The following is a 24,072-nucleotide window of genomic DNA, read 5'->3' on the forward strand; positions in this document are numbered from 1 at the left end:
GCGCCCTAATCTCGACTGCGCCTCAGGGGAAGCGAATTGACCACCACCGCGCCGTCGCGCTTCGAAGCCCTGCTGGCAAAGCACTGGCGCGAGATCACGATCATCGCCTGGCTGGGGATCGCCGCGTACTGGCTGTGGGATCGCTGGGGCGGGGTCTATTGGCTGGCGCTGGGCGATACCGACGACAATATGCGGCTGATGCAGGTGCGCGGGTTGCTGGCGGGGCAGGGCTGGTACGACCTGACGCAGTACCGGCTGAACCCGCCGACCGGTCTCAACATCCACTGGTCGCGCATCGTCGACCTGCCGCTGGCGGCGCTGATCCTGGTCTTCAAGCCGTTTGTCGGCGCCGCCTGGGCGGAGCGGCTGGCCTGCGGCATCGCGCCGATGCTGCCGCTCAGCATCACGATGGTCGCGCTCGCCTTTACCGTCCGCCGGCTGATTGCGCCGATGGCCTATGCGCTCGCCTTCATCATCATGCTTGGCGGCATGTCGGCGATGCTGATGTTCATGCCGATGCGGATCGACCATCACGGTTGGCAGCTGACGATGCTGGCACTGACCGTCGCGGGTCTGGCCGACGCGCGGCAGGCGCGTGGCGGCGCGGTCGTCGGCATCGCGACCGCGGTGTCGTTGTCGATCGGGCTGGAGATGCTGCCGTACGGCGCGATGGCCGGTGCCATCCTGACCCTGCGCTGGGTATGGGACCGGGCCGAGGCGCGGCGGCTGATGACCTATGCCGTGACGCTGGGCGGTGGCAGCGCGCTGGGCTTTGCGCTGTTCGCGTCGCAGGCGAACCAGGCGATGCGCTGCGACGCGCTGACGCCGGTCTGGCTGTCGGTGCTGGTCGTCGCCGGCGCGCTGCTGTTCACGATGGCGCGCGTCAGCCCGGAGCGGCGCGAGGTACGCCTGGGTCTTGCCGTACTGGCCGGTGCGATCATCGTCGGCGGCTTCGTCCACTTCTTCCCGCAATGCCTGGGCCGGCCCGAGGGCGTGTCGCCCGAATTGCAGCGGACGTGGCTCGACAACGTCAAGGAAGCCAAGCCGATCTACGGCCACCCGGTGCGGCTGGCGGTGCCGATCGCCGCGTTGCCGGTCGCCGGGCTGGCGGGGGCGCTGTTCGCGCTGTGGCGCGCGCGCGGGACCGCGGCGTTCACGCGCTGGCTGCCGGTCGCGCTGTTCACCGCCTTCGCCGTGCTGATGCTGCTGTGGCAGATCCGCGCGGGTCCGGCCGCGCAGCTGCTGGCGGTGCCGGGCGCGACGGCGCTCGCCTGGATCATCGTGCCCTGGTGCCTGGGCCATCGATCGATGGCGGTACGGGTGCTCGGGTCGGTCGCGGCGTTCCTGGTGATATCGGGGCTCGCCGCCGGGCTCGTCCTGCGATTCCTGCCGGCGGGGCAGGCGAACAAGACGACGCAGATCGTCCAGCGCGCCAACGCCCGCTGCGCGTCGGTCCCGGCGATGCGCGCACTCGACCGATTCCCGACGACGGTGATGTTCACGCATGTCGACCTGGGGCCGCGGCTGATCGTGCTGACGCATCATTACGGGATCGCCGGGCCCTACCACCGCAACGGCGACGCGATCCTGGACGTCCACCACGCCTTTACGGGCACTCCTGAGAATTTTCGCCGTATCGCCCAGGCGCACGGCGCGCGGATGCTGCTGACGTGCCCGAACATGGCGGAGACGACCGTCTATCGCGCGCGGGCGAAGACCGGCTTCTATGCCCAGCTGGCGAAGGGGCAGGTGCCGTCGTGGCTGATCCCGGTGCCGCTGCCCAAGGGCTCGCCGCTCCGGCTGTGGCGGATCGACTACCGGTAGGATACGCGCCCGCCGGCATGGCGATCGAGCCGACCGGCGAGTTCGAGTTCGAGCAGCACCGTCTGGACGCTGGCGGGGGCGAGGCCCGACAGGCGGATGAGCTCGTCGACCGCGACCGGCACCGGGCCGAGGAGGTCGCCGATGCGGCGCCGATCGGCATCGGTCGCGTCGTCGGGGGGCGGGCCGGCAAAGTCATGGGTGCCCGATCGCACCGCGCGCGCGTCGATCGGGCGGATCGCCTCCAGAATGTCGTCGGCGGTCTGGACCAATGTCGCGCCTTCGCGGATCAGCGCATTGCAGCCCTGTGCGCGCGGGTCGAGCGGGCTGCCGGGTACGGCCATGACCTCGCGCCCGGCCTCCGCCGCCAGCCGTGCGGTGATGAGCGATCCGGACTTGGGTGCCGCCTCCACTACGACGGTGCCAAGGGCAAGACCGGCGATGATGCGGTTGCGGCTGGGGAAGTTGCGCGCGCGCGGCTCCTCGCCCAGCGGCTGTTCGGCCAGCAGCAACCCGCGCGTCGCCACGGCTTCCTGCAACTCGCGGTTTTCGGGCGGGAAGGCGATGTCGATACCGCTGGCGATGACCCCGACCGTGCCCGTCGCAAGGGCGGCGACATGCGCCTGGGTGTCGATCCCGCGCGCCAGGCCGGAGACGATCGTGACGCCGCGCTCGCCCAGCGCCTGTGCGAGCATCCGCGCGAAGCGGCACGCCGCGGCCGAGGCATTGCGCGCGCCGACCATCGCGATCGTGGTGCGCTGGGCCAGCGCGGTGTCGCCGCGGACGGTCAGCACGGGCGGCGCGCTGTCCATTTCGCGGAGCAGCGTGGGATAGTCGGCGTCGTCGATGAAGACATGGCGCGCGCCGATCCGCGCAACCTCGGCGATTTCACGCTCGACTGCGCGCAGGTCGGCGATGGCGGGCGGTGTACCGCCGCCGCGCCGGGCGAGCATAGGCAGAGCCTCCAGCGCCGCCGCGGCGGTGCCGAAGCGGGCGAGCAACTGCGCATAGGTGACCGGGCCGATGCCGCGCGTGCGGATCAATCGCAGGCGCTGGGCGGTCGCCGTGTCAGCCAACCTGATTGCTGCCGCCGATGCGGGGTTCGGTGCCGGCCAGCAACCGTTCGATATTCTCGCGGTGCTTCCACACCACGATCAGCGCCAGCGCGATGAGGAGGGGGACGAGGTCGAACCGCCCCAGCGCCGCGGCGGCGATCGGCGCACTGATCGCGGCGCTGATCCCGGCGACCGACGAAATACGCAGCGTGCCGAGCAGCCCGAGCCACACGATCGCATAGACCAGCCCCAGCGGCCAGTGGAGCGCCAGCACGATGCCCATCAGCGTCGCCACCCCCTTGCCGCCGCGAAACCGCAGCCAGACCGGATAGCAATGGCCGAGGAACGCCGCCGCCGCGGCCAGCTGCGCTTCGCCAGGGAACGCCCAGGCGACGACGAACACCGCCAGCCAGCCCTTGAACCCGTCGAGCAGCAACGTGGCCGCCGCCAGTCCCTTGCGACCGGTGCGCAGGACGTTGGTCGCACCGATGTTGCCCGACCCGATCTGGCGCAGGTCACCGGCACCGCCCAGGCGCGTCAGGATGATGCCAAAGGGAATGGAGCCCAGCAGATAGCCGATCACCAGCGCGGCCACTGGGGCAATCCACAGAATTTCGACTTCGTGTGCGGTCATGACGAAGCGGGACGCTAGGCGGTCGGCGCGGCTTGTGCAACGACTCTGCCGCCGCAAACACGCGATTTTGGCCTGCTAACTAAACGGCAAGCTTTTGTTGTTGGTGAATTTTTCACGTCGCGCGTCGTATTTCGCGTTGATTGCGATATCGATCATGGAAAATGTATAAATCGATCGATATTCTTTGATCAGTACTTGACTTGGCACTGAAATTGGCTTGGGACGCAGATCAAGTCAATATGGAGGTAATGTGCGATGGCTGACGAACACGACATGTCGAACACGGTGGAACTGGCGACCGAACTGACGATCGCCTGGCTGTCCAATCCGAACACCCGCGCGTCGGCCGAGGAAGTACCGAGCTTCCTGCGCGCGATGCATGAAGCGGTGGGTTCGCTGTCGGGTGGTGTCGAGGCCGAGCCGGTCGCCGACAGCGGTGCGTCGCAGTCGCCGGCGGTGTCGGTGCGCAAGTCGCTGGCGTCGAAGGACGTCATCATCTCGATGATCGACGGCAAGCCGTACAAGACGCTGCGCCGTCACCTCGCCCGCCACGGCATGACGCCCGAACAGTATCGCGAACGTTTCGGCCTGAAGTCCGATTATCCGATGGTCAGCGAAAGCTATTCGAACGCACGCCGCGAAATGGCGAAGAAGATCGGCCTCGGCCGCAAGCCCGGCATGACCCGCCCGGCCGGCGCGAAGAAGCCCGGCCGCAAGCCCGCCGAGGGCTGAGCCCGACCGTCTGCATGACAAAGGGCCCTTCCCGGCGACGGGGAGGGCTTTTTTGTATTCGATCGATCAAAGGTCGAAGGTCACGCCCTGCGCCAGCGGCAGCGCCCGCCCGTAATTGATCGTGTTCGTAGCGCGACGCATATAGGCGCGCCAGGCGTCGGAGCCGCTCTCCCGCCCGCCGCCGGTTTCCTTTTCACCGCCGAACGCGCCGCCGATCTCCGCGCCAGACGTGCCGATGTTGACGTTGGCGATCCCGCAGTCGGACGCGGCCAGAAACGCCTCCGCCTCGCGCAGGTCGTTGGTGAAGATCGCCGACGACAGGCCCTGCGTGGCGGCGTTGTTGAGCGCGATCGCCTCGTCCAGGTCCGACACGCTCAGGACGTACAGGATCGGGGCAAAGGTTTCCGCCAGCACTGGTCCAGCGTGTACCGGCATTTCGACCAGCGCGGGCGTGACATAGGTACCTGCCCGATCGTGCCGTTCGCCGCCGGTCACGACGCCGCCCATGTCCCGCGCGTCCTGAAGCGCGGCATCCATCGCATACCAGGCTTCCGCATCGATCAACGGGCCGACCAGCACGCCGTCTTCGCGCGGGTCGCCTACGCGTACGCTGGCATAGGCGGCCTTCAGTCGTGGTACGAACACGTCGTAGATGCTCGCATCGACGAACAGGCGGCGCAGACTCGTGCAGCGCTGTCCCGCCGTCCCCATCGCGGCGAAAGCGATGCCGCGCAGGGCGAGGTCGAAGTCGGCGGAGGGTCGCAGGATCGCGGCATTGTTGCCGCCCAGTTCCAGCAGAGAGCGTCCAAACCGCGCCGCGACCCGCTGCCCGACCGCACGACCCATCGCGGTCGATCCGGTGGCGGAGACCAGCGCGACGCGGGCGTCGTCGACCAGCGCCTCGCCCACGTCCCGGCCACCAATAGCGAGGCCCGACAGGCCCGCGGGCGCCTCGTCCCCGAAACGGCGACAGGCCTCGAGGAACAGCGCCTGGACCGCGAGCGCGCACAGCGGCGCCTTTTCGGATGGCTTCCACACCACGCCGTTGCCGCAGACGAGCGCCAGCGCCGCGTTCCACGCCCACACCGCGACGGGGAAGTTGAACGCGGTGACGATGCCGACGACGCCCAGCGGATGCCACGTCTCCATCATCCGGTGGTCGGGGCGTTCGGTGGCGATGGTCAGGCCGTGCAACTGGCGGGAAAGCCCGACCGCGAAGTCGCAGATGTCGATCATCTCCTGCACTTCGCCAAGGCCTTCCGACGTGACCTTGCCGATCTCGATCGCGATCAATGCGCCCAGGTCGTCCTTATGCTCCCGCAGCACTTCGCCCAGCCGGCGGACGAGGTCGCCGCGCCGCGGGGCGGGAACCCGACGCCAGCGATCGAACGCCGCTGCCGCCTCGCCGACCACCGCGCCGACATCGTCGCATTCGGCGACATGGCCCAGGCTCGCGCTGTCGATCGGCGAGGTCGCCTCCATGCCCGCACTCGACCGCCGCACGCCCAGCCGGTCGAGGAGGGGCGTCACGTCCTGCGCGGTCGTCATCGGATCACAAGCCTTCGTTGGTCGGGGCGGGCCATGGAGATCAGGAAGGGGCGCTCGCACTGGCGGGCGACGAAATCCTGCTTGGTTTCCATGCCCAGCCAGCGGATGCCGAGCAGGGCCTGCGCGATCGCGCCGCCCAGCGTGTCACCGGGCCCGAGCAGGATGATATGATCGGGTGCGAATTCCTTCACCGCGACCTGAATCGCGCGGGCGAAGTCATAGGTTTCCAGGATCTGCGCGGCAAAGGTGTAGCGCCACAGCGCCTCGGCGGGGCTCGCCCAACGCTGCCAGATGCGGCCCGCGCCGTCGATCAGCGGGACGCGCGGGTTGCCGAACCAGGCAGCGGGCAGGTCGGCCATCGCCGCGGCGCTGCTGTCGGCCATCATCGCGGTGTGGAACGGGCCGTGCCCGGCGAGGCGGGTGGCGGGGACGGGGCTGTCGGCGGCAAAGGCTTTCACCGCAGCTTCGTCGCCGGCGAGGACGATCGTGCCGCCCAGGTCGATCGACATCCGCATACCCGTCCGCTCCGCCAGTGCCATGACGGCGTCGCGCAGGCCCGGGACGGGGCGCCAGTCGTCGTCGAGCGTCTGGAGCACCAACTGCCCGCCGGGGCCGTGCCGTCCCGAATTGACCCCCATCGCGTCGGCGATGCGGAAACCGTGCTCGGATGTGACCGCACCCGCCGCGGCGAGCGCGGTGTACCAGCCCATCGAATTGCCGGTGACCGCGACGACGTCGATCTTGTCGGGATCGATCGCCGCCATGTCGGCCATCGACGCGGCATAGATCAGCGGCGCGGCGTTCGGGCCGGCGAGGTGGGTGCCGGGGGAAAAGCGGTCGGCTTGGTCGAGGTCGGTGAGGGTCGGCTTGCCGGCGGCGCGACGAATCGCGTCGTAGGGGGCGAGGTCGATGCCCGCGCGGGCTAGCGAGCCGAGTTCGGTCTTGCCGTAGCTCCCGCGACCGGGAGCTACGACGAGGGCAGTGGGGCGGGTCATCACGCCCTCTCCCCTTCAGGGGAGAGGGGCCTATCCGCGGGTTCAGGTCTCGGTAAGACACCTTCCCCTCTCCCAACCCTCTCCCCTGAAGGGGAGAGGGCTTTGATGGCCGCGTCCACGATGCCATCCCGGCTCGGCAACGTCAGCGTCGCGCCTTTGCCGAGCGGGATGAAGCTGTCCTCGGCGGCAATCCGGCTCACCGCACGTCCCGGCGTCCTCTCGGCAAAAAACGCCATCAGAGCCTCGCTTTGCGACCCCGTCGTCCGGCATTCGTCGACGATCAGCACCGGGCGATTTCCCACCGCCGCGAGCAGCGCATCCGCCGCCAGCGGCGCCAGCCAGCGCAGGTCGATCACCCGCGCATCGATGCCCTCGGCGGCCAGGATCGGCTGCGCCTGCCGCGACAGGAAGACGCCGTTGCCGTACGTCACGATCGCCAGGGTTTCGCCATCGCCGTGCACCCCGACCTCGCCCAGTCGCAGCGGTGCCACGTCGGCGTAAGTCGTCGTCATCAGCCCGTCGCCCTCGGTATGCAGGTCGCGGGTCATGTACAGTGCGATCGGTTCGACGAAGACCACCACGCGACCCTCCTCGCGCGCCAGCCGGACGCATTCGCGCAGCATCGCGACGGCGTCGGCGCCGTTCGACGGTACGGCCAGCACCACGCCCGGCACGTCGCGGAAGACGGCGAGCGAATTGTCGTTGTGGAAATGCCCGCCGAACCCCTTCTGGTACGGCAGGCCGGCGATCCGCACGACCATCGGGTTGGTGTACTGCCCGTTCGAGAAGAAACTGAGCGTCGCCGCCTCGCCGCGGATCTGGTCCTCGGCATTGTGGACATAGGCCAGGAACTGGATTTCGGGGATCGGGATCAGCCCGTTGTGCGCCGCGCCGATCGCGAGGCCCAGGATCGCCTGTTCGTCGAGCAGGGTGTTGATGACCCGCGCCGACCCGAAGCGTTCGTGCAGGCGCGCGGTGCAGTTGTACACGCCGCCCTTCGGCCCGACGTCCTCACCCGCGACGATGACCTCGGGGTGGGCGAGCATCAGTTCGGCCAGCGTCCAGCTGATGAGGCGTGCCATGTGCTGCGGCTTGTCGATCTGCCCGGCGTCGCGCGCGAACAGCGCGGTGCGATCCTCGGGCGTGACGGCACGGGCGGGGCGGGGCATGATCCTCGGCGGCGCGATGCTGGCCATCACGTCCTGCGATGTCGCCAGCTTCGGTCGCGCGATCGCGAGTTCGGCGGCGCGGGCGAGGCGGGTTTCGGTCGCGTCGTAAAGCGCAAGCAGGTCGTCGGCCGGCACGCCCATCTGCACGAGCAGCGATGCGGTCTTCAGCAGCGGGTCGCGGCTCTCCTCCGCCTCGATCGCCGCCTTCGCGCGGTACACCGACTGGATGTCGCTGCCGGCGTGACCGTACAGGCGCACGGTCGCCATGTGCAGGAATACCGGGCGACGGGTGCGGCGGGCGTAGTCGATCGCTTCACTGGCGCCCGCCCACGCGTCGCCCAGGTCGGTGCCGTCGCACTGGATATAGTGCAGCCCGGCGCGGTGGCGGAACTGCGTCTCGATCCACCCCGTGGGTGTCGCGGTCGAGATGCCGATGCCATTGTCCTCGCACACGAAGACGATCGGCATCGGCGTGCCCTGGTGCGCGGCCCAGCCGGCGGTGTTGAAGCTCCCTTGCGCGGTCGAGTGGTTGGCCGAGGCATCACCGAAACTGGCGATGACGACCGCGTCGCCCGGTAGCGGCGTGTCGGCCAGCCCCATCCGGCGCGCGATACCGATGCTGAAGGCCGCACCCACCGCCTTGGGCAGGTGCGATGCGATCGTGCTGGTCTGCGGCGGGATGAACAGCGGCTTGGAGCCGATGACCTTGTGCCGTCCGCCGGCGATGGGGTCTTCGGCGCTTGCCGTGAAGCTCAGCAGCATGTCCCATTCGGGCGTCTGGCCGGCGAGCTGCCTCGATCGTTCGATCTGGAATGCGGCGGAGCGATAATGGAGGAACGCCATGTCGGTCAGCCGGCTGGCGCGGGCCAGCACCGCGTTGCCTTCATGCCCCGAGCTGCCGATCGTGTAGAAGCCTTCGCCGCGCGCCTGCAACCGGCGCGCCAGCCGGTCGAGCTGGCGGCTGGACACTTGGCTCTGAAAGATCTGCGCGACATCCTCGCGCGCCAGTCCTTGTGCAAGCGTCGCCGCCGGGAGGTCGCGGGACGCCAGGCGCGCGACGAACTTCGCATGGACGGCTTCGGCGGCGTCGATCACGCTCCCGCCATCTCCATCAGCACCTTCCACTCGTCGGGCTCGACCTTCGAACAGGACAGGCGGGATTGCTTGAGCATCATCATGTTTTCCAGCCGCGGCTCGGCCTTGATCGCGGCAAGCGTGACCGGGCGGGGGAGCGGTCGGACCGGCTTCACCGCGACCGACGCCCATTTGCCATCGGGCCCGTCTTCGCGCCACGCCCGCGTGATCTCCATAACCCCGACCGCGGCCTTTTCGGTGTTGGAGTGGTAGAAGATCGCCTGGTCGCCGGGCTGCATCGCCTTCAGGTGGATGCGCGCGGTCGCGTTGCGCACGCCGTCCCATTCGGTGGCGCCGTCGCGCTCCAGATCCTGCCAGCTGTAGGCATCGGGCTCCGACCGCAGCAACCAGTACGCCATGTCCCGCTTCCACTCCCTGAACGCCGATTAAACGGGCCATTCGCCCTGAGTTCAGTCGCCTAGCCGTATCAAACGCAACAAGCACGGTCGAATCGGCGTTGATCCCTTCAGTGACGACCATGCGAGTTTGAGGAGGTTGACCATGCGTACTCTGTTGAAGAAGGCGACCCTCGGCGCAGTCCTGGGCGCGACCGCGCTGACCGCAGCGGCACCGGCCGACGCGCAGTGGCGCGGGCGGCATTACCGGGACCGCGACCGCACCGGCACCGCGCTTGTCGCGGGCATCGCCGGGCTGGCCATCGGCGCGGCGCTGACGTCGGGGCGCGACCGCTATGATCCGCGCTATCGCTATGATTACCGCTATTACGACCAGCGCGGCTATTTCCCGCAGGACGGCTATTACGCGCGCAATTACTACAACCGCTACCAGGGTTGGAACGATTGCTACGTCCGCCGGGTGTATGATCCCTACATCGGCCGCACCGTCCGTGTCCGCTATTGCGACCGCGGCGGCTGGTAAGCAGATTTGGCGGCGCCGGGGGTAGGCCTCCGGCGCCGCTTTTCTTTTGGGCGTGGTTGAGGCAGGGGAACGTGCATGAGCGATACACCCCCCGACACGCTGTCGAACAATCCGCGCAGCCCGCATTTCAACGAAGACGCGCTGCGCCGCGGCATCGGCATCCGCTTCAAGGGCGTCGAGCGCCGCGACGTCGAGGAATATTCGATCACCGAGGGCTGGATCCGCGTCCAGCTCCAGAAGAAGGTCGATCGCCACGGCCAGCCGCTGACGATCAAGCTGACCGGCCCGGTCGAGGCATGGTATGAATCGCCCGCCGAGGGTGCCGAAGGCGACGAGGACGGCGAGAAGTAGGGGCGCGCCGCGCTAGCGTCCGCGGCGGGGTCGCGCGATCGGCTGGAACTTGCCCAGCCCGCAGCTGGCACCACCTGAGACACCGGGCGATTGCAGCACGGTGATGATGTCCACGTCGCACAGGCGCGGCTGGGGCACGCGGTAGGCAAAGCTGCGGTCGAAGCCGAGACCGGGGCAGCCCTGCGGCAGCGTGTTGCGATAGGTGCGGCCCGCCACGGTGAAATCGATCACCCGGTCGCTGCGCACCTCGCTGCGCATTCCGACGGTCGAGATGCACGACACGGCCGCGCCGATCTTTATCGCCGGCGGCACCGGCTCGTCTCGCGCGAGCGCGGGGGCGGCGATCAGCAGGACCGTGGCGAGCGCGAAACGAGTCATGGCGTCTCCTCTTCGGCCGCGGCCTTGGGTGGCGGCGTCTTCGGCTTGAACGGGCACAGGTCTGCGACGATGCAGCGCCAGCATTCGGGCTTTCGCGCCTTGCAGGTGTAGCGACCGTGCAGGATCAGCCAGTGGTGCGCGTGCAGGCGGAACGGTTGCGGAACGGTCTTGTCGAGCTTGTGCTCGACCGCCACCACATCCTTGCCGGGCGCCAGCTTCGTGCGGTTGCACACGCGAAAGATGTGGGTGTCGACCGCGAACGTCTCGTGCCCGAAGGCGGTGTTTAGCACGACGTTCGCCGTCTTGCGCCCGACACCGGGCAACGCCTCCAGCGCCGCGCGATCCTCGGGCACCACGCCGCCGTGATCGCGAACCAGCGCCTCACTGAGCGCCAGGACGTTCTTCGCCTTGGTGTTGTTGAAATTGATCGTGCGGACATACTCGCGGATCGCGTCGAGTCCCAGCGCGGCCATCTTTTCCGGCGTATCGGCGACCGCGAACAGCGCGCGGGTCGCCTTGTTGACGCCGGCATCGGTCATCTGCGCCGACAGGGCGACCGCGACCAGCAATGTGAACGGGTTCGAATATTCGAGCTCGGTGACCGGATGCGGGTCGTTCTCCGCCAGCCGGTGGAAAAAGGTGACGACGTCCGCCTTCTTCAAAGCCCGAGCACCTCGGCCATCGCATAGCGGCCGGCGGGTTGCTTCGCGAGCCACAGTGCCGCGCGCACCGCACCGCGGGCAAAGATCGCGCGGCTGTCGGCGCGGTGGACCAGTTCGATCCGTTCGCCTTCGCCGGCCAGGACGACGCTATGGTCACCGATGACCGATCCGCCGCGCAGGCTAGCGAAGCCGATCGTGCCTTCGCTGCGCGCACCCGTGACGCCCGCGCGGTCGTAGACGCTGCTGTCGGCCAGCGTCGTGCCGCGTCCGTCGGCGGCGGCGGCGCCCAGCAGGAGGGCTGTGCCCGACGGCGCATCGACCTTGTGGCGGTGGTGCATCTCGACGATCTCGATATCCCAGTCGGCATCGAGACGCGCGGCGGCTTCGCGCACCAGTTGCGCGAGCAGGGTGACGCCGAGCGACGTGTTGCCGGTCTGGAGTACCGCGATGTCGGCCGCGGCGTCATCGATCATCGCATGGTGCGCGCTCGACAGGCCGGTCGTGCCGATGACGATCGGCGTCTTCGCCGCGCGCGCGGCGGTCAGATGCGCGGCAAGGGCGGCGGGTGCGGAGAAATCGACCAGCACATCGGCGGCCTGCGCGACCGGCGCCGGATCGTCCTTGGCATCCGCACCGCCCGCGTAGCGCGCGCCGAGCCCTGAGAGTTCCTGGACAATGGCCTGACCCATACGCCCCATGCTGCCGTAGATGCCGATCGCCGTCATGGGCGGAGCCTGTGGCACAAGCCGAAGGCGCGGCCCAGCCCTATCGGTGGACGTGCGCACGACCTGCGACAGCAATCAGGCAGCTGATGCGGCGGTCTCCACGCGGTTCTTGCCGCTGCGTTTTGCCCGGTAAAGCGCGGCATCGGCGGCTTCGAGCGCCGGCGCCAGGCTGTCGTCGAACGCCGTGATGCCGGCCGAAAAGCTGATGTGGCCGATGGCGATGCCGGTGTCCTGGTTGACCAGCGATCGCGCGGCGAGCCGGGCGCGCGCGTCGTCCAGCAGCATCCGCGCGGCCGCCACGTCATGCCCGTCAATCAGCACGATGAACTCCTCGCCGCCGTGCCGCCCGACACAGGCCGCAGTGCCGAGCGTATCGGCCAGAAAGGTGCCGACGAATTTCAGCACGCGGTCGCCGGCGGCGTGGCCATGGACATCGTTGACCCGCTTGAAATCATCGATGTCGCACAAGGCGACGGCGCGCGGGCGGGGGGTATCGGTGGCGTCACGGTCGCGCCATTCGGCCAGCTTCCGCTCGACACCGCGACGGTTGGGCAGGCCGGTCAGATGGTCGTGCTCGGCCGCGTCGAGCGCACGGTCGAGGTCGCCGCGCAGTTTTTCCGTCTCGCGTCGGGTATGGTCCAGTTCGGTCTGGACCCGTCGCGTCGTCTCGACCACGTCGCGGGTCAGCCCGGCGATCCGCCCGATCGTGCCGGACGGGTCGGTCGCCAGTTCGTCCTGCGCGATGTCCAGTGCGTCGCCGTAGCGGCTCGCCGAGCTGTGCGAGCGATCGGCGGCCTCCAGGCATTCGGCCAGGCGCGTTTGCAATTGGTCGGCAAGCGTCGCCAGCACCTGCGGCACCGCCGCCTCCGGGCGGACCCGGGCGATCAACGCGGCGATGCCGGCGCTCGTCAGCCCGTCGCCGCTGGCGATCATGGCGGCGATGCCCTCGGCGATCGGCGGGACCTCTCCGGTCAGATAGGCATGCGCGACTTCGAAATGCAGCGGCGAGGGGGCAAGCCGGTGCGTGTCGAGGAAGTCGCCGATGACCGCGTACAGCAGGCGATCGACCCGGCGACGCGCGTCGGCGTCGTCGCGCTGCGGCTGCGCCGCAGGCGACCCGAACCAGGTGCCGATGCGCGACAGGCGCGGGGCGGCAAGCGCGGCAGTGGCGACCATGTCAGTCGCCCGCCCGCACGACCGCAGGTCCGCGGTACTCGTCATTGTCGGTCCCCATCGGCATCTTTTTACGAAACCCCGCCCCTCGGGCATTGCGATCAGGGCGACGGTCTACACGCGAATCTTTGAACATAGGTTTATGCCGAGCGCCGAAAGCGGGATTTTACATGGCCCGTCGCCCGTGGCGTTCGCGCCGCGGCTGGGGTAGCGCCGGGCGGATGACCGACATCCGCAACATCGTCGTGCTGACCGGCGCTGGCATTTCCGCCGAAAGCGGCATTGCGACGTTCCGCGGGCCGGGCGGGCTGTGGGAAGGCCACCGGGTCGAGGATGTCTGCACGCCCGAGGCGCTGGTTCGCGATCCCGCGCTCGTCCATCGTTTCTACGACCTGCGCCGTGCGGCTCTGGCGGCGGTCGAGCCCAATGCCGCGCACCGCGCACTGGCGCGGCTCGATGCGCATTGGCCGGGCGAGTTGCTGATCGTCACGCAGAATGTCGACGACCTGCACGAACGGGCCGGGGCGAGGCGGTTGCTGCACATGCACGGCGAGTTGCGGTCCGCGCTGTGCGCGCGGTGCGGGGCGCGGACGGCATGGGCGGGGGACTTGCCACCGGCGACGGTCTGCGATGCGTGCGGCGCGCCGGCATTGCGTCCCGACATCGTGTTCTTCGGCGAGATGCCGTACGCGATGGAGCGGATCGAGGCGGCGCTTGAGGCGTGCGACCTGTTTGTCTCGATCGGCACGTCGGGCGCGGTCTATCCCGCGGCCGGTTTCGTCCGCACCGCGCGGTGGCGCGGCGCGCAGACGATCGAGCTGAACCTCGACCCGTCGGATGGCAGCGTCTTCTTCCACGAAAGCCGCATGGGAGCAGCCAGCGTGCTGGTGCCCGAATGGGTCGTCAGCGTGCTGGGCGACGCGTGACGCGGCTCTTCATCTTCGGGCTGGGCTATGCCGCGGCCCGTATCGCCGATGCTGTGCGCGCGCGCAGCGGCGTGGTGACGGCGACCGGGCAGTCAGGTGACATCGCGTTCGACGATGCCGATGCGGTAAGGGCGGGCCTGGCGACAGCGACGCATGTCCTGTCGTCGGTGCCGCCGGACGAGGGCGATCCGGTGCTCGACCGGTACGGCGACCTGCTGGGTGACCGCTGGCTGGGCTATCTGTCCTCGACCGGAGTGTACGGCGATGCCGGCGGCGCGTGGGTCGACGAAAGCTCGGCCGTTCGCGGGCGGCGCGCGAACCGCAATGCCGCCGATGCGCGGTGGCTGGCACGGCGCGCGCGCGTGTTTCGCCTGCCCGGCATCTACGGCCCGGGCCGCTCGCCGATCGACCGGCTGCGCGCGGGGCACGCGCATCGCACCGGCCTCACCGACCAGGTGTTCAGCCGCATCCATGTCGACGACCTGGCGACGGGCGTCATCGCCGGGTTCGATGCTCCGGCGGGGGCCTACAACCTGTCCGACGACGTGCCGGCCAGCCAGGACGATGTCGTGACCTATGCCGCGCGGTTGATCGGGGTTCCGCCGCCGCCGCTCGTCTCACTCGACGACCTGTCGCCGATGGCGCGCGCCTTTTACGCCGAGAACCGCCGGGTCGCGAACGGCAAGGCGCAGCGGGTGCTCGGCTGGCGCCCGCGCTACGCCGACTATCGATTGGGCCTGCGCGCGGTCAGCGCGACGACCAGCCCGACCATCGCCAGCGCAGCGCCTGCCGCGGCCAGCAGCGACCAGCGATAGCCCTCGAACAGGGTCGACAGCAGCATCGCGATGACGGGGACAAGCACGCCCGAATAGGCCGCCTTGGCCGGGCCGATCACGCGGATGACGCCGTAATAGAGCGGGAAGGCGATCGCCGAGGCGGCAAGCCCCAGGTACAGCACGCCCGCCCAATAGACCGGCCGCGGGTCGAGCACCGGCGGGCCGACCGTCGCATAGGCATAGGCCGCATCGAGGACTGCGCCGATCAGCATCGCCAAGCCCAGCATCGACGCCATCGGATAGCGTCTCGCGGTCTGCGTGCCTTGCAGGATGTTCGCGCTGGAGGCCGACAGCACGCCCGCCAGCGTGAAGCCGATGCCGGCGAACAGCTTGGCGCCGCCGCTCGGGTCGCTGCGCAGTTCGTGGACGAACAGCAGCGCGACGCCGGCGATCGCGATGGCCGATCCCAGCAGCAATTGCTTGCCCAGCCGCTGGCCCAGGAAGACGCGCCCGAGGAGCGCGTTGGGGACCAGCATCAGCGCGAAGATGACCGCGACCAGGCCGGAAGTGATGTAACCCTCTGCACGGTAGACGAAGTTGAAATTGAGCACGAACTGCGCCGCGCCGAGCACGGCCGCGAACATCAGGCCGCGCGCGTCGAGCGGCAGGGGATCGCGCCGCCACGCCGCCCAGGCGAGCATCGCGGTGCCGGCGACGATGAAGCGATAGGTGACCGACCAGCTCGCCGGCACGACGCCCAGCTGCCCGGTGATGACGATCCAGGTCGATCCCCAGATCGCGGTGACGATGGCGAACGGGAGCAGGACCGACAGGCGGGTCGATTGCGGGCGGTCGCTGGACGCGGGCGTGGTCACCGCGTCAGAGCGCCGCGATCGCGGCCGCCAGCGGCGCGATCTCCGCTTGGGTCTGGTTCCATGATATCACCAGTCGCGCTTCGCCGACGCCCCAGTCGTAGAAGTCGAAGCCCAGCGCGCGCAGCGACGCCGCTTCGTCGACGGTCACCCGCAGGAACACCTCGTTCGCCTCGACCGGATGGACCAGCCGGTCGCCGGCGGCCTCCGCCAGCAACCGCGCGCCGGCGTTGGCGGCGCGTCCGTTCTCCAGCCACAGGTCGCCCTCCAGCATCGCCAGCAACTGCGCGGCGAGATAGCGGCCCTTGGAAAACAGCAGTCCGGCGCGCTTGCGACGGTAGAGGATCGGTGCGGCCAGTTCGGGACGGAAGAACACCAGCGCTTCCGCCGACATGCCGCCGTTCTTGACGCAGCCGAACGACAGGGCATCGACGCCGGCGCGCCACGTCACGTCGGCAGGCGCGCAGCCGAGATGCGCCAGCGCATTGGCGAACCGCGCGCCGTCCATGTGCAGGCCCCAGCCCTTGGCTCGTGCCAGGTCGCCGATCGCCGCGACCTGATCGGGTGTGTAGGCCAGGCCATATTCGGTCGCGTTGGTGATCGACACCGCGTGCGGCTGGACCTGGTGCACGTCGGGACGGATCGCGTCGGTGACGGCGCGGATCGCGTCCGGGGTCAGCTTCGCGCCGGGGCCATCGGCCAGCAACAGCTTGGCGCCGTGGGTGTAGAATTCGGGAGCACCCGCCTCATCGACCTGGATATGCGCGTCGCGGTGGCAGACGATGCCGCCGTGCGGCGGGCACAGTGCCGTCAGCGCCAGGCAATTGGCGGCGGTTCCGGTCGGGACCCACAGCACGCGCACCGCCGTCTCGAACAGATCGCTGAACGCGCCGTCCAGCCGTTGCGACCAGCGATCGCCGTCATAGGCGGTGTCGAGCACATTGGCCGCGACCATCGCGTCGAGGACGGCCGGGTGCACCGGGGCGGCATTGTCGGAAAAGAAGCGCATGGGTCCTGCCCCAAGCCGGATGCCCCCGCGAAATCAAGGGCTTTCGGGCATTCCTCAGACGTAATGCGGGTCGCGGTCGTTCGGCAGGTTCTCGTAATGCACGATCGCCGGCTCCGGTCCGAGCGGGACGGGCTTCCCATCGCGGAACGCCCATTCGCCGCGGTCGCAATCGGCGGCGCGGACATAGCCGTTGATGTAGAGGCGGCGCATATGCCGCTCGCCGTTTCGGCCGGAAGCGTGGACGAGGAAAGGGTTCCAGAAAGCGAGATCACCCGGTTGCAGCACCAGGTCGACGACGTCGGCCGTGGTGTAGCCGATCTTTGCCAGCGCCGCATCGTCCATCGCGCGGCCAAGCACGTCGGCATCGACGTCCAGGTCGACATCGCCCAGCACATGGCTGCCCGGCACGAAGCGCATACAGCCCGATGTCGGCGTATGCGGATCGATCGCGAGACCGGTCTGGACGTACGAGCCGCCGAGATTGCGGTACGCGTCATCGGGTTTGCGGAAGCGCGAATCCTGGTGCCACGCGAAATCGCCGCCGCCGTTCGGCTCCTTCCAATGCACCTGGTTGATGATCTGCTTCAGGTCGCTGCCGATCAGCGGTTCCAGGATCTGCGCGAACCGCGGATCGAGCCGGACCGCGTTCATCACCGGCTGGTGATAGGACGGCCACTGCGCCATCCGTACCTGGGGCGCGCCGTCATGACCGGGCGCCACGTTGTAGAACAGGTTGCCGTGCCGCCAGCTCGCGCCGAGCGCGGTCCCCTCCTGCCAGAGCTGGTCGGTCGCGGCGGCGACCTGCGCGATCTCGGCTGGGGTGAACACGCGGCGGACGACGACGAAGCCGTCGCGGGCGTAGGTCTCTGCGATCGATTCCCGGGTCATGGGAATGGTTTGCTAGCAGGCAATCGTGACGAAGGCGTGACCATGGCGGGCGAATAGGGAGGCTGCATTCTCCCAAGGTCCCCGTGCCCCCGCGCAGGCGGGGGCCAAGGTTACTCATCCCGCAACGTCGGTATTGTTTGGCCTTGGGCTCCCGCCTGCGCGGGGGCACGGTAAGGACGGGCACGCGCCGCGGGCAAAGCCCGCGTCGTCGGTCGGGCTTTGCCCGCCGGCCGGCTGAGGCCGTGCGCCTTGCGCACCGGGCCGTCGCTCCGCCGACGCCGCTTGGCCTCAGCGCAACAGCACCAGTTCCTCCGCCATGCTCGGATGCAGCGCGACCGTGTCGTCGAACGCCTGCTTGGTGAGGCCGGCCTTCACCGCCACCGCCGCCGCCTGGAGGATCTCCGGCGCATCCGGGCCGATCATGTGCAGCCCGACGACGCGGTCCGTCTCTGCCTCGCACACCATCTTGTACAGGCAGCGCTCGTTGCGGTTGGCCAGTACGTTCTTCATCGCGCGGAAGTCGCTGACGTAGACCTTGACCGTGCCCAGCTTGTTCTTGGCCTCCGCCTCGGTCATGCCGACCCCGGCCATCGGCGGGTGGCTGAAGACGGCCGACGGGATGCAGGTATAGTCGACCCGTGTCGGCTTGCCGCCATAGACGGTGTCGGCGAAGGCCTGGCCCTCGCGGATCGCGACCGGCGTCAGCTGGACGCGGTTGGTGACGTCGCCGACCGCATAGATCGACGGGCAGGTCGACTGGCTGTCGGCATCGACCTTTACCGCGCCCTTTTCGTCGAGCTCGACGCCGGCGCTCTCGAGCCCCAAGCCATCGGTATTGGGCACGCGGCCGGTGGCGAAGATCACACAGTCGACGTCGATCGGCTCGTGGCCGGTCATCGACACGCGCAGGCAGCCGTCGTCGAGCTTCTCGATGCCCTGGAATTCGGCGTGGAACCGGAATTCGATGCCCTTCATCATGCTGATCTGGAGCAGGCGATCGCGGATCGATTCGTCATAGCCGCGCAGGATCACGTCGGTGCGGTTGATGAGCGTAACGTGGCTGCCGAACTGGTGGAGCACGCCGGCGAATTCGTTGGCGATGTATCCCGCGCCCGCGATCAGCACGCGCTTGGGAATCGCATCCAGGTGAAAGACCTCGTTCGAGGTGATGCCATGTTCGTGGCCCGGGCACGACGGCACGTCGGGCCGTGCGCCGACCGCGAGCAGGATCCGCTCGGCTGTGATCTCGCGTCCGTCAGCCAGCCGCACGCTGTTCGGTCCCGTCACCACCGCGCGTTCGTTGATGATGTCGACGCCGTGGCTTTCCAGCGTGTTGGTATAGGCCGCGTTGATCCGGTCGACCTCGGACAGCACGTTTTCCTGGAGGCAAGTCCAGTCGAAGTCGCAATCGCTCGGCACCTTCCAGCCGAAGCGCTGCGCATCCTTCAGATCCTCGGCGAAATGCGCGCCGTAGACTAGCAGCTTCTTCGGAACACAGCCGCGGATGACGCAGGTGCCGCCGACGCGGTACTCCTCCGCCACCGCCACCTTCGCGCCGTGCGCCGCCGATACGCGCGCGGCGCGCGTGCCGCCCGAGCCTGCACCGATGACGAAGAGGTCGTAGTCGTAACTTGGCATGGCTGGTTTCCGGAAAGACCGCCGCTCGCCCTGAGCTTGTTGGAGGGCTGCCCTTCTTCTGGGCGGAAGAACAGGCAGGGCTTCGACAGGCTCGGCACGAACGGAAGGTGTGTGTCTGGACCGCATCTAGGAAGCCGCGGCCTTGCGCGCCACCCGGCGATGCGCGACGCTGGCGAACAAAAGGGAGAGGTGCGATGCGCGAGTTCGACATCATCGTGTACGGCGCAACCGGGTTTACCGGCAGGCTGGTCGCCGAATATCTGGGTGCCCGGGACCACGGCGTCACTTGGGCGATGGCCGGGCGGTCGCTGAGCAAGCTGGAGGCGGTACGCGACGACATCGGCGCCGACGTGCCGCTGGTAACCGCCGATGCCGACGATCCCGCATCGCTCCGCGCGCTGGTAGCGCGCGCCAAGGTGGTGCTGACGACGGTCGGGCCGTACCAGCTGTACGGCGAGCAGCTGGTTGCGGCCTGCGCGGCGTCGGGCACGGCCTATGTCGACCTGTGCGGCGAACCGGCGTGGATGCGCCATATGATCGACGCGCATGATGCGCAGGCGAAGCTGAGCGGTGCGCGGATCGTGTTCAGCGGCGGGTTCGATTCGATCCCGTTCGACCTGGGTGTTTGGACGCTGCAACAGGCGGCGATCGCGCGCTTCGGCAAACCGTTTCCCCGCGTGAAGGGGCGCGTCATCGCGATGAAGGGCACCTTCTCCGGCGGCACCTTCGCCAGTGCCAGGGCGACCATGGCAGCCGCGGCCAAGGACCCGTCGGTGTTCAAGCTGATGATCGATCCGTTCGCGCTGACGCCCGGTTTCTCCGGCCCGCCGCAGCCGAAGGGATTGCTGCCCGAATATGACGACGCGCTTGGTGCCTGGACCGCGCCGTTCGTCATGGCGGCGATCAACACCAAGAACGTCCACCGCACCAATGCGCTGCTCGGCCACCCCTATGGCAAGGACTTCGTCTATGACGAGATGATGGTCGCGCCGGGGCTGGGCGAGATCGGCAAAGCCGCGGCGGAGGCGATCGCGAAGTTCAACCCGATCGGCGGCGACAAGGGTCCCGCACCGGGCGAAGGGCCGTCACGCGAAGAGCGCGAGAGCGGTCATTACGAGATCGCCTTCCTGGGCGAGATGCCGTCCGGCGAACGGCTGCGCGCGACCGTCACCGGCGACCGCGATCCCGGCTATGGATCGACGTCGAAGATGATCGCGGAAACGGCAATCTGCCTGGTGAAGGACGTGGCCGGCGACGGCGGCATCTGGACGCCTGGCGCGCTGATGGCCGCGCCGCTGGTGGAGCGGCTGAAGGCGAACGCTGGGCTGACGTTTGCGGTAACGTGATGTGCAGGCGGGAGCCCAGAGTCACAAAGGAATTACCCCCGTGGCTCTAGGCTCCCGCCTTTGCGGGAGCACGGTTGGGTCAAAACGCGGCGGTGATACCAACGACCGCCGTCGATCCGACGATCGACCCGCCGGTGGTCTTGCCCAGGTTCGGCTGGAGATAAGCGGCTTCCCGGTTCGAGATGTCGGTATCGATGTACGACACGTTGAACGTCAGGTTCCGCCAAGTCACGTCGGCGCCCAGCGACCAGTCCCAGTACTTGCCGGTCGGCGCGACGCTGGTGCCGTTGGGGCCAAGACCCGGGTTGCCGTCCGAATAGCCGATATGGCCCTTCAGCGTCACCGGGCTGGTCGGGATGGCGACCGCGGCGTCGCCGGCGAGGTAGAGGTTGTCCTCCTTCGTCCCCGGACCTGCGACGAACGGCGTCAGCGACCGGGTGTAGAGCCCCAGCGCATTCTGCTTGGGCGCATAGAATACCGATGCGGTCAGCGTCGCCGGGCCGGTCGTGCCGCTGATCTTGGCATAGGGTTCGAAGAAGTCGGTTTCGTCGGCGCCGCCCGGATACATGTACCAGGTGACGCCGACATCGAGCGTGCCGCCGCCGACCGGGGCCTTGTAGCCGGCGATCAGGTCGAGCTCCAGATTCGCGCCGCCGAACGTGCCCCAGCCGGCGAGGTTCGAGCCCCAGGTGCCGACATAGAAGCCGCTTTCGTGCGCGATGGTCAGGCCGCCTTGCACGGCGACTTCCTTGTCCGACTGCGACACGCCGCGGAAGCGATAGTCGGAAACGATGCCGACGCTGCCCGATACGGTGACCGGGGGCGGCGGATCCTTGTCATCCTGCGCGAGGGCAGGGGTGGCGATGACGCCGAGCGCAAGCGCGAGCGGGTACTTCGGAAAACGCATCATGAGACCTCCATGTTGGGTCGATGGTTTCCGCCTGCGTGCCGGGTGCGAGAGCTGCTGCGTGGCGCTCCTGCTTACCGGCGACTCGGATAAAGTGCCGCAATGTGCTGCGCCGCACAACAAAAAAGCGTCGCAGGAAAGGCCTGCGACGCTCGATTGTTGCGTGGCTGCAACAGCAGACGATTACGAAACTGCGATGATCGCGTCGACCTCGACCGCCACCCCGCGCGGCAGCGACGCCACGCCGACCGCAGCCCGCGCGTGCTTGCCGGCATCGCCGAACAACGCGACCATCAGGTCCGACGCGCCGTTGGCGACCTGCGGCTGGTCGGTGAAGTCGGGGGTCGAATTCACGAATACGCCGAGCTTCACGATGCGCACCACGCGGTCGAGCCCGCCGAGTGCTGCCTTTGCCTGGGCGACGACCATCAGCGCGCAGCGCTTGGCGGCTTCCTGCCCGTAGGCAAGGGTCTGCTCGCCTTCGCCGATGCGGCCAAGGATCAGGTTGCCGTCGGCATCGAACGGGATCTGGCCGGACACGTGGAGCAGCCCGCCCGCCTCGACGGTCGGGACATAGGACGCGACCGGGGCGGCGGCCTCCGGCAGGGTCAGGCCGAGTTCCTCGAGCTTGCGGTCGACGTGGGTGGTCATGCGGTCTCTCCGGTAAGGGCCGGGGCCGGCTGGCCCTCGGCAAAGCGGGTTTCGATCCAGGTGCGCGCGTGGTTCCAGTCGTCGATGCGCGCATGGGCGTGGCGGGCGCGGGGTACCGACGGGGCGAGCGTCGGCTCCGACACCATATGCAGCCGGTGCACCTCGGGCGCGTGCTTCGCGACTGATTCGTGATGGACGGCCAGGTCGTCGACGAAGACGGTCACGCTCGGGCGATATTCGGCGATCAGCCGTGCGACGGGTGTACCCTTGCCGCCCTGGTTGCATTCGACGCGGTGGGCGATGCCGTGCGATTCGAGCTGGGCGATGCGTGCCGTCCGGCAGTGGTCGTGCAGGTTGGTCAGCACGACGATGTCGGCGACCTTTGCGATTCCGGCCAGCGCCTCGCGGGCGTGGGGGACGAGCGTCTGGCGCTCCATCTCGTCCGGGAAGAAGCCGTCGAGCAGGCCCCACATCGCCTCGCGGTCGAGCGGCGATCCATCACGCCGTGTCATGCTGGTCGCGAAATCGCCGCCGTTGGGCGTGAAGTCGATGTCGTGCGCCTCGCCCAGCCACACGCCGAAATGGCGGACCATGTGCAGCAGCACTTCGTCGCAGTCGGTAATCAGCAGCGGTTTCATGCGCGCTCCAGCCGTTCGCGGGTGCGGACCAGGTCGGCGGGCGTACAGCCGATCGCGTCGGCGCAGGCGACCAAGTCGGCCTCGTGGTTCTCGAGGAACTGCAGGGCGGCCGACAGCGTCGCGGAGTCGCCGGCCGACGTCCGCAGCGACCGCGGATCGAGCCCGGTCAGGTCGAGCAGACGCATCGCGCGCGTCGGGTCCTCCAGCGTCCACACGAGCGCGGTCAGCGCCAGCGTATCGTCATTTGTCTCGTGCGGCTGCATCGCCTAGATTCGCACCCGTCTCTCAAGGGAAGGTCAGCGCGGGCGTGGCAAAAAGGGTGCTCGTTGTCGAGGACAACGAACTCAATCTGAAACTCTTCTGCGACCTGCTGCGCGCGCACGACTTCGTCACCGAACCGGTGCGCGACGGGCGCGAGGCGGTGGCGCGGGCCAGGGCGTTCGAACCCGATCTGGTGGTGATGGACATCCAGCTGCCGCATGTCAGCGGGCTCGACCTGATCGGCCAGATGAAACGCGACCCGCGGCTGAAGGCGATCCCGATCATGGCGGTGACCGCCTATGCCGGCCGCGACGACGAGGAGCGGATTCGTGCGGCCGGAGCGAACGCCTATGTCTCGAAGCCGATTTCGGTGATGCGGTTCGTGCAGGAGGTGCGGGCGCTGGTCCCTGCGGAAAATCCTCCCCGGTACGGGGAGGATCGGGGACACGCAAAAAAGCCGTGGGGCGCGGTGGCCCTACGGCTTTCGAAACTCAGCGAATCGCGTGAGACTCTGGGCCCCTGCCTGCGCCGGGGCTGCGTAAAAACTGCCAACGGCAGTTCTTACTTGATCTTGGCTTCCTTGAACTCGACGTGCTTGCGCACGACCGGGTCGTACTTGCGGAACGAGAACTTCTCGGTCTGCGTGCGCGGGTTCTTCTTCGTGACGTAGAAGAAGCCCGTGTCCGCGGTGCTGACGAGCTTGATCTTGACGGTTGCCGGCTTGGCCATGACCCGAATCTCTAATCTGTTCAAATGAAAGAGGCGGCACGCACGCGGGCGGCCGCCGTCAGGGAAGCGCGCATGATCGATCCGCCGGCGCCTGTCAAGCGTTTGCCGGATGCGCGGGGCGGGCGCCGCACCGTTGACCGCATCTTAACCATGGCGGGTGCAGCGTGCGCGTCAG

The 24,072-nt window shown here is 68.4% G+C and carries 26 protein-coding genes and 1 pseudogene; 8 read left to right on the forward strand and 19 right to left on the reverse strand.

The features are described from left to right. The first annotated feature begins 36 nt into the window (after positions 1-36). The gene (locus ASE86_RS02400; RefSeq protein WP_056421912.1) at positions 37-1,824 is read left to right on the forward strand and encodes a hypothetical protein; all 1,788 of its coding nucleotides are present in this window, start codon (positions 37-39) and stop codon (positions 1,822-1,824) included. Here the strand turns inward: ASE86_RS02400 and dprA are convergent. Both dprA and plsY read right to left on the reverse strand, forming a co-directional pair. Beyond that, positions 1,815-2,897, reverse strand: coding sequence for a DNA-processing protein DprA (gene dprA, locus ASE86_RS02405; RefSeq protein ID WP_056421914.1), 1,083 nt, complete (start codon positions 2,895-2,897; stop codon positions 1,815-1,817). The two genes, ASE86_RS02400 and dprA, sit on opposite strands and share 10 nt — an antisense overlap. Next, a complete protein-coding gene (gene plsY, locus ASE86_RS02410; RefSeq protein ID WP_056421919.1) occupies positions 2,890-3,510 on the reverse strand; it encodes a glycerol-3-phosphate 1-O-acyltransferase PlsY in 621 nt (206 codons plus the stop codon). Before plsY ends, dprA begins: the two co-directional genes overlap by 8 nt. Positions 3,511-3,765: 255 nt before the next feature. On the opposite strand from plsY, the gene ASE86_RS02415 reads away from it, so the two are divergent. Then, positions 3,766-4,242: a MucR family transcriptional regulator gene (locus ASE86_RS02415; protein WP_056421921.1), complete on the forward strand. Its 477-nt coding sequence runs from the start codon at positions 3,766-3,768 to the stop codon at positions 4,240-4,242. A gap of 66 nt (positions 4,243-4,308) precedes the next feature. Here the strand turns inward: ASE86_RS02415 and ASE86_RS02420 are convergent, their stop codons facing one another. Genes ASE86_RS02420 through ASE86_RS02435 form a run of 4 tightly spaced genes read right to left on the reverse strand, consistent with a single transcriptional unit; the run spans position 4,309 to position 9,447 of the window. Next, complete coding sequence (locus ASE86_RS02420; protein WP_056421923.1) at positions 4,309-5,790, reverse strand: aldehyde dehydrogenase family protein; 1,482 nt, start codon at positions 5,788-5,790, stop codon at positions 4,309-4,311. Next, positions 5,787-6,785: a hypothetical protein gene (locus ASE86_RS02425; protein WP_056421927.1), complete on the reverse strand. Its 999-nt coding sequence runs from the start codon at positions 6,783-6,785 to the stop codon at positions 5,787-5,789. The genes ASE86_RS02420 and ASE86_RS02425 overlap by 4 nt, the downstream gene beginning before the upstream one ends. Continuing rightward, positions 6,785-9,049 (reverse strand): dehydrogenase E1 component subunit alpha/beta, encoded by a 2,265-nt coding sequence (locus ASE86_RS02430; RefSeq protein WP_235523964.1) that lies wholly within the window; start codon positions 9,047-9,049, stop codon positions 6,785-6,787. Before ASE86_RS02430 ends, ASE86_RS02425 begins: the two co-directional genes overlap by 1 nt. Beyond that, entirely contained in the window at positions 9,046-9,447 is a 402-nt protein-coding gene (locus ASE86_RS02435; RefSeq protein WP_056421928.1) for an EVE domain-containing protein, read from the reverse strand. Before ASE86_RS02435 ends, ASE86_RS02430 begins: the two co-directional genes overlap by 4 nt. A gap of 142 nt (positions 9,448-9,589) precedes the next feature. Between ASE86_RS02435 and ASE86_RS02440 the strand changes: the two genes are divergently transcribed. Together ASE86_RS02440 and ASE86_RS02445 are read left to right on the forward strand one after the other, a co-directional pair. After that, positions 9,590-9,967, forward strand: coding sequence for a hypothetical protein (locus ASE86_RS02440; RefSeq protein ID WP_056421929.1), 378 nt, complete (start codon positions 9,590-9,592; stop codon positions 9,965-9,967). A gap of 75 nt (positions 9,968-10,042) precedes the next feature. Further along, complete coding sequence (locus ASE86_RS02445; protein ID WP_056421931.1) at positions 10,043-10,318, forward strand: DUF3297 family protein; 276 nt, start codon at positions 10,043-10,045, stop codon at positions 10,316-10,318. Positions 10,319-10,330: 12 nt separating this feature from the next. Here ASE86_RS02445 and ASE86_RS02450 read toward each other — a convergent pair whose 3' ends face one another. From ASE86_RS02450 to ASE86_RS02465, 4 genes are all read right to left on the reverse strand, one after another. Next, positions 10,331-10,696 (reverse strand): hypothetical protein, encoded by a 366-nt coding sequence (locus ASE86_RS02450; RefSeq protein ID WP_056421933.1) that lies wholly within the window; start codon positions 10,694-10,696, stop codon positions 10,331-10,333. Continuing rightward, positions 10,693-11,358, reverse strand: a complete 666-nt coding sequence (nth, locus tag ASE86_RS02455) for an endonuclease III (RefSeq protein ID WP_056421934.1) — start codon at positions 11,356-11,358, stop codon at positions 10,693-10,695. The genes ASE86_RS02450 and nth overlap by 4 nt, the downstream gene beginning before the upstream one ends. Then, positions 11,355-12,083 carry a 4-hydroxy-tetrahydrodipicolinate reductase gene (dapB, locus tag ASE86_RS02460; protein WP_056421938.1) on the reverse strand — a complete coding sequence of 243 codons (729 nt, stop codon included), beginning with the start codon at positions 12,081-12,083 and terminating at the stop codon, positions 11,355-11,357. The genes nth and dapB overlap by 4 nt, the downstream gene beginning before the upstream one ends. 75 nt (positions 12,084-12,158) lie before the next feature. Then, the gene (locus ASE86_RS02465) at positions 12,159-13,304 is read right to left on the reverse strand and encodes a sensor domain-containing diguanylate cyclase (protein ID WP_056421939.1); all 1,146 of its coding nucleotides are present in this window, start codon (positions 13,302-13,304) and stop codon (positions 12,159-12,161) included. 173 nt (positions 13,305-13,477) lie between these two features. Here ASE86_RS02465 and ASE86_RS02470 point away from each other — a divergent pair, with 173 nt between their 5' ends. Next, a complete protein-coding gene (locus ASE86_RS02470) occupies positions 13,478-14,182 on the forward strand; it encodes an NAD-dependent deacylase (RefSeq protein WP_056421940.1) in 705 nt (234 codons plus the stop codon). Next, on the forward strand, positions 14,179-14,997 hold the full coding sequence (locus ASE86_RS02475) for an NAD(P)-dependent oxidoreductase (protein ID WP_235523965.1): 819 nt from the start codon (positions 14,179-14,181) through the stop codon (positions 14,995-14,997). Before ASE86_RS02470 ends, ASE86_RS02475 begins: the two co-directional genes overlap by 4 nt. On the opposite strand, the gene ASE86_RS02480 is transcribed toward ASE86_RS02475, so the two are convergent. From ASE86_RS02480 to gorA, 4 genes are all read right to left on the reverse strand, one after another. Further along, positions 14,907-15,833, reverse strand: a complete 927-nt coding sequence (locus tag ASE86_RS02480) for a DMT family transporter (RefSeq protein ID WP_056421942.1) — start codon at positions 15,831-15,833, stop codon at positions 14,907-14,909. The genes ASE86_RS02475 and ASE86_RS02480 overlap by 91 nt on opposite strands. Positions 15,834-15,837: 4 nt before the next feature. After that, positions 15,838-16,839 (reverse strand): threonine aldolase family protein, encoded by a 1,002-nt coding sequence (locus ASE86_RS02485; protein ID WP_056421943.1) that lies wholly within the window; start codon positions 16,837-16,839, stop codon positions 15,838-15,840. Between the two features lie 54 nt (positions 16,840-16,893). Continuing rightward, positions 16,894-17,727 carry a phytanoyl-CoA dioxygenase family protein gene (locus ASE86_RS02490; RefSeq protein WP_056421945.1) on the reverse strand — a complete coding sequence of 278 codons (834 nt, stop codon included), beginning with the start codon at positions 17,725-17,727 and terminating at the stop codon, positions 16,894-16,896. Between the two features lie 288 nt (positions 17,728-18,015). Continuing rightward, complete coding sequence (gorA, locus tag ASE86_RS02495) at positions 18,016-19,365, reverse strand: glutathione-disulfide reductase (RefSeq protein ID WP_056421949.1); 1,350 nt, start codon at positions 19,363-19,365, stop codon at positions 18,016-18,018. A gap of 194 nt (positions 19,366-19,559) precedes the next feature. Here gorA and ASE86_RS02500 point away from each other — a divergent pair, with 194 nt between their 5' ends. Further along, positions 19,560-20,711 (forward strand): saccharopine dehydrogenase family protein, encoded by a 1,152-nt coding sequence (locus tag ASE86_RS02500; RefSeq protein WP_056421951.1) that lies wholly within the window; start codon positions 19,560-19,562, stop codon positions 20,709-20,711. A gap of 79 nt (positions 20,712-20,790) precedes the next feature. Here ASE86_RS02500 and ASE86_RS02505 read toward each other — a convergent pair whose 3' ends face one another. The 4 genes from ASE86_RS02505 to ASE86_RS02520 form a co-directional block, all read right to left on the reverse strand. Next, on the reverse strand, positions 20,791-21,618 hold the full coding sequence (locus tag ASE86_RS02505) for a TorF family putative porin (protein ID WP_056426500.1): 828 nt from the start codon (positions 21,616-21,618) through the stop codon (positions 20,791-20,793). A 183-nt stretch (positions 21,619-21,801) separates the two neighbouring features. Continuing rightward, on the reverse strand, positions 21,802-22,269 hold the full coding sequence (locus tag ASE86_RS02510; RefSeq protein ID WP_056421953.1) for a RidA family protein: 468 nt from the start codon (positions 22,267-22,269) through the stop codon (positions 21,802-21,804). Next, positions 22,266-22,907, reverse strand: coding sequence for a hypothetical protein (locus tag ASE86_RS02515; protein WP_056421957.1), 642 nt, complete (start codon positions 22,905-22,907; stop codon positions 22,266-22,268). Before ASE86_RS02515 ends, ASE86_RS02510 begins: the two co-directional genes overlap by 4 nt. Beyond that, positions 22,904-23,170, reverse strand: a complete 267-nt coding sequence (locus ASE86_RS02520; RefSeq protein WP_056421959.1) for a DUF3572 family protein — start codon at positions 23,168-23,170, stop codon at positions 22,904-22,906. Before ASE86_RS02520 ends, ASE86_RS02515 begins: the two co-directional genes overlap by 4 nt. 44 nt (positions 23,171-23,214) lie before the next feature. Here ASE86_RS02520 and ASE86_RS02525 point away from each other — a divergent pair. Beyond that, positions 23,215-23,574, forward strand: a pseudogene (locus ASE86_RS02525) (response regulator); the annotation flags it as partial. 155 nt (positions 23,575-23,729) lie between these two features. Here the strand turns inward: ASE86_RS02525 and rpmG are convergent. Further along, entirely contained in the window at positions 23,730-23,897 is a 168-nt protein-coding gene (gene rpmG, locus ASE86_RS15595; RefSeq protein ID WP_082441613.1) for a 50S ribosomal protein L33, read from the reverse strand. Between the last annotated feature and the right edge of the window lie 175 nt (positions 23,898-24,072).

It is taken from the genome of Sphingomonas sp. Leaf33, from assembly GCF_001421785.1.
GTDB lineage: Bacteria > Pseudomonadota > Alphaproteobacteria > Sphingomonadales > Sphingomonadaceae > Sphingomonas.

Bases quoted from the DNA above. Each gene is read 5' to 3' on its own strand.
- plsY (WP_056421919.1), bottom strand. From the start codon at position 3,510: ATGACCGCACACGAAGTCGAAATTCTGTGGATTGCCCCAGTGGCCGCG.
- ASE86_RS02415 (WP_056421921.1), top strand. From the start codon at position 3,766: ATGGCTGACGAACACGACATGTCGAACACGGTGGAACTGGCGACCGAA.
- ASE86_RS02420 (WP_056421923.1), bottom strand. From the start codon at position 5,790: ATGACGACCGCGCAGGACGTGACGCCCCTCCTCGACCGGCTGGGCGTG.
- ASE86_RS02425 (WP_056421927.1), bottom strand. From the start codon at position 6,785: ATGACCCGCCCCACTGCCCTCGTCGTAGCTCCCGGTCGCGGGAGCTAC.
- ASE86_RS02435 (WP_056421928.1), bottom strand. From the start codon at position 9,447: ATGGCGTACTGGTTGCTGCGGTCGGAGCCCGATGCCTACAGCTGGCAG.
- ASE86_RS02440 (WP_056421929.1), top strand. From the start codon at position 9,590: ATGCGTACTCTGTTGAAGAAGGCGACCCTCGGCGCAGTCCTGGGCGCG.
- ASE86_RS02445 (WP_056421931.1), top strand. From the start codon at position 10,043: ATGAGCGATACACCCCCCGACACGCTGTCGAACAATCCGCGCAGCCCG.
- ASE86_RS02450 (WP_056421933.1), bottom strand. From the start codon at position 10,696: ATGACTCGTTTCGCGCTCGCCACGGTCCTGCTGATCGCCGCCCCCGCG.
- dapB (WP_056421938.1), bottom strand. From the start codon at position 12,083: ATGACGGCGATCGGCATCTACGGCAGCATGGGGCGTATGGGTCAGGCC.
- ASE86_RS02465 (WP_056421939.1), bottom strand. From the start codon at position 13,304: ATGACGAGTACCGCGGACCTGCGGTCGTGCGGGCGGGCGACTGACATG.
- ASE86_RS02470 (WP_056421940.1), top strand. From the start codon at position 13,478: ATGACCGACATCCGCAACATCGTCGTGCTGACCGGCGCTGGCATTTCC.
- ASE86_RS02485 (WP_056421943.1), bottom strand. From the start codon at position 16,839: ATGCGCTTCTTTTCCGACAATGCCGCCCCGGTGCACCCGGCCGTCCTC.
- ASE86_RS02490 (WP_056421945.1), bottom strand. From the start codon at position 17,727: ATGACCCGGGAATCGATCGCAGAGACCTACGCCCGCGACGGCTTCGTC.
- gorA (WP_056421949.1), bottom strand. From the start codon at position 19,365: ATGCCAAGTTACGACTACGACCTCTTCGTCATCGGTGCAGGCTCGGGC.
- ASE86_RS02500 (WP_056421951.1), top strand. From the start codon at position 19,560: ATGCGCGAGTTCGACATCATCGTGTACGGCGCAACCGGGTTTACCGGC.
- ASE86_RS02505 (WP_056426500.1), bottom strand. From the start codon at position 21,618: ATGCGTTTTCCGAAGTACCCGCTCGCGCTTGCGCTCGGCGTCATCGCC.
- ASE86_RS02510 (WP_056421953.1), bottom strand. From the start codon at position 22,269: ATGACCACCCACGTCGACCGCAAGCTCGAGGAACTCGGCCTGACCCTG.
- ASE86_RS02515 (WP_056421957.1), bottom strand. From the start codon at position 22,907: ATGAAACCGCTGCTGATTACCGACTGCGACGAAGTGCTGCTGCACATG.
- ASE86_RS02520 (WP_056421959.1), bottom strand. From the start codon at position 23,170: ATGCAGCCGCACGAGACAAATGACGATACGCTGGCGCTGACCGCGCTC.
- rpmG (WP_082441613.1), bottom strand. From the start codon at position 23,897: ATGGCCAAGCCGGCAACCGTCAAGATCAAGCTCGTCAGCACCGCGGAC.